Origin of the sequence: Paraburkholderia sp. SIMBA_030 (assembly GCF_046535245.1) — a bacterium.
Taxonomy (GTDB): Bacteria; Pseudomonadota; Gammaproteobacteria; order Burkholderiales; family Burkholderiaceae; genus Paraburkholderia.
In genome coordinates this window covers 1-240 of sequence record NZ_JAWRXB010001529.1, presented here as the reverse complement: position 1 = coordinate 240, position 240 = coordinate 1, and the positions used below count along the sequence as shown (strand labels likewise).

The following is a 240-nucleotide window of genomic DNA, read 5'->3' as shown; positions in this document are numbered from 1 at the left end:
CATTTTGAGTTTAAATAACGAGCAGTTTCTATCAATATCATGCCTAGATAAGGGTCAAAGATGACAATTGAAAAAGAGCCAGCATTAGATGACGTATTGCTCAAGCCATTGGTTGAGAATGCACTAACTGAACATTTGGGTAGGCGTGGTGATGTAACCTCACAAGCTACTATCCCAGCCGATATGCAAGCGCAGCTACAGATCAAGGCGCGGCAAGCAGGTGTGATATGCGGTATAGAC

The 240-nt window shown here is 43.8% G+C and carries 1 pseudogene; it reads left to right on the top strand.

Features of this window, described 5'->3' with window-relative positions:
* Positions 1-60 precede the first annotated feature (60 nt).
* A pseudogene (locus SB772_RS45130) lies at positions 61-240 on the top strand (nicotinate-nucleotide diphosphorylase (carboxylating)); the annotation flags it as partial.